Below are 2,505 nucleotides of genomic sequence, written 5' to 3'. Positions count from 1 at the left end.
GGCCCGATCCTACCTACGCAGCCGGCAACGCCAGCCAGAAGTGGTCAGGAGTTACTTTGCGGAAGAGCACGTCCGATATGCGGCAACATGACCTCAAGCTGTCAAACATTTAGTGCTCTCCGTAGTAACTCGCCGACTCTCGCGCTGGCAGGCGAAGTACTCGCCGGAGATTGCCGCGCAGACGACCGCCCGTATCTATGCCGACATGTGCGACCGCTACCAGGCTTCGCTCGTAGCACTGTGCTCAAACGAGACGGAGACAAAGCAGGTGCTGGACTCCAGCGGCGTCGACACGATGTTTATCGTCTTCTACCTCGACTTCGCCCGGCAGTTGTTCCGCCTCTCGCACGGCCGATCCATCTCCGGCCCGACCCTCGCGCGGGAAGCCCAGATCCTGCTTGAGAAGTGGCAGAATCGCGGTCTCAGACCCGAGGTCCTCGCCGCGATCCGCACCGACGTCTTCAGCGTCCCCGCGCCGGCACCGTAGCCGCAGGCTGACGTATGTCGCACCTCGCCTCAGGATCAGGGGCGGGCTTTCGCCCGCCCCTTCGCTTTCGGACTACTCTCTACTCCCGACTCTCTACTCTCGCGCGCTAGCGCGCGACCACGACCTTCTTCATCGACCGCAAGTACCGCACCGATTGACCACGAACAAGGCAGCGCTAGAATGAAAGTCCCATGGCAGTCACTAGGAATCGGTTCATCGTGGACCGAAAGGGAAAGCGCGTGTCGGTGGTCGTTCCGGTAGACGAATACGAGGAACTACTGGAGGATCTGCATGACCTCGCGGTTGTGGCCGAGCGCCGAAACGAGCCCGCGGTCCCTTTCGCTTCGGTCAAGAAAAGGCTGAAGGCCGGTGGCCTCCTGCCGCGTTGAATGGAAGCGCTCGGCCGAGCGTGACCTGCGCGGCATAGACCGCAAACAGATACCGCGCGTCGTCGCCGCTGTCGAACAACTGGCGACCAACCCCGTACCAGCAGGCAGCCGCAAGCTCGTCGGCGCTGAGCACCTGCACCGGATCCGGGTCGGGGACTACCGCGTCATCTACGAGTACGGAGCTGTGCCTGGCGTCGTCTGCATCTTCCACGTCCGTCACCGACGCGAGGCCTACCGCTAGCCGCTTTCGCGTCCTAGATATCTCCAAGCTAGGGGCGGACTTGCGCCCGCCCCGCCCTGTCTACTGTCTACCGTATTCTGTCTACTTGCCGCTCATCTCGTCACCACCGCCTTCTTGACCGCGGCGAAGTCAGGCGTGCTAAGGTGGACAAAGTAGATACCTCCGGGAACCGCAGCCCCTTCCTGGTCGCGGCGGTCCCAAATGGCCCGGTGCCGGCCTGCCGGCTGTTCGCCTGTCACGAGTTGCCTGACCTCTCGGCCAATCAGGTCGGAGACCGAAAGGTCTACCCGGCAGGGCGAGGCAACGGAGTAGCTCACCTCGTACCCACCTGACGTCGGCTGTACCTGCAAGACCGAAGCGAGACGCGGCCCGGCTGGCCTGGCTTCAACAACTCCCCCGTAGCCGGTGTCGCGCAGGACGTGGACCGACGTACTCTCACAGCCGATGGCGAAAACCCGCTCGCGGACCGGGTCGATCTGAAAGTCGTACGGTGGCCAGTAGCCCAGAACCCAGTTGTCCACGATGAGGGAATCGGTGTTGCAGTCGACCACGTACATCCCAAGATCAAAACCCGCCGGCACGTTCATCCAAGAGACGTAGACCCGATTGCTCCACGGCACCCAGCGCACCAGTTGCACGGGCCATGGCCTGTGGGGAAACTCTATCTTCCTGACGACGGAGTCGGTGTCGCAGTCGATCACATAGAGGGCCGATCCACCGGTAGCTGTGTCTGCAGTGCCAAGAACGTAGGCCTTGTGATCCTTGGTATTGAGCGCTATCTCGGTGTTAAACAGCGCTATTGCGTCGAACGGGAACCGCTTTACGACCGTATCTTGCCGAGTGTCGATCACTCCGCCGCGCCCGGATAATCCGTTGGTCGAGTAGTAGGCCTTATCGTGGACGTAGTCGAAGTTCATCTCGTGGGTGCGGTACGGGTCGGGGATGTCGATGATGGTCAGCAGCGAGTCTGTCGCGCAGTCGTACACCGTCACTTTGGGCGGAAGTGCCCAGCCACCCAGGGAGACGTACAACTTGTCGCCGACCGAGTCCCACGCCGGGTAGAAGAATTGGTAGCCGGAGAGCGGTGACGGAATCGTCCGCACAACCGTGTCGGCGGCGCAGTCCAACGCCACCAGACATGATTCCGTGCCTCGGTAGAGACGGTCGGTTGACGCTACGTAGGCGCTACCCATTCCGCTCCCCGCGATCGTGGTCACCAGCGTGTCGGCAGCCATGTCGATCACCACCAAGCTCTCGGGAAACGGGTTGAAACCGACATAGAGCTTCTGTCTGCGCCAGTTCCAGGAAGTGTAGCCCCAACTGTTGTCATAGGACCTCGGAATCCGCGCCAGCACCTGATAGGTAGAGCAGTCCAGTATCTCGTGCTC

General features: G+C 61.7%; 4 protein-coding genes. 3 read left to right on the top strand and 1 reads right to left on the bottom strand.

Features of this window, described 5'->3' with window-relative positions; all coding sequences use genetic code 11:
- The first annotated feature begins 112 nt into the window (after window positions 1–112).
- From FJY68_14215 to FJY68_14205, 3 genes are all read left to right on the top strand, one after another.
- Window positions 113–487: a hypothetical protein gene (locus FJY68_14215; GenBank protein ID MBM3332977.1), complete on the top strand. Its 375-nt coding sequence runs from the start codon at window positions 113–115 to the stop codon at window positions 485–487.
- A 191-nt stretch (window positions 488–678) separates the two neighbouring features.
- Window positions 679–876, top strand: coding sequence for a hypothetical protein (locus FJY68_14210; GenBank protein MBM3332976.1), 198 nt, complete (start codon window positions 679–681; stop codon window positions 874–876).
- Complete coding sequence (locus FJY68_14205) at window positions 857–1,117, top strand: type II toxin-antitoxin system RelE/ParE family toxin (GenBank protein MBM3332975.1); 261 nt, start codon at window positions 857–859, stop codon at window positions 1,115–1,117. Before FJY68_14210 ends, FJY68_14205 begins: the two co-directional genes overlap by 20 nt.
- Before the next feature lie 92 nt (window positions 1,118–1,209).
- Here FJY68_14205 and FJY68_14200 read toward each other — a convergent pair.
- The coding region (locus tag FJY68_14200; protein MBM3332974.1) for a hypothetical protein at window positions 1,210–2,505 on the bottom strand (1,296 nt) is incomplete at its 5' end.

This window comes from candidate division WOR-3 bacterium, assembly GCA_016867815.1.
Taxonomy (GTDB): domain Bacteria; phylum Hydrothermota; class Tepidihabitantia; order Tepidihabitantales; family Tepidihabitantaceae; genus UBA2258.
This window is presented reverse-complemented; position numbering and strand designations above follow the sequence as displayed.

Excerpts from the sequence above, each read along its gene's own strand:
- FJY68_14210 (MBM3332976.1), top strand. The coding sequence starts at position 679 with ATGGCAGTCACTAGGAATCGGTTCATCGTGGACCGAAAGGGAAAGCGC.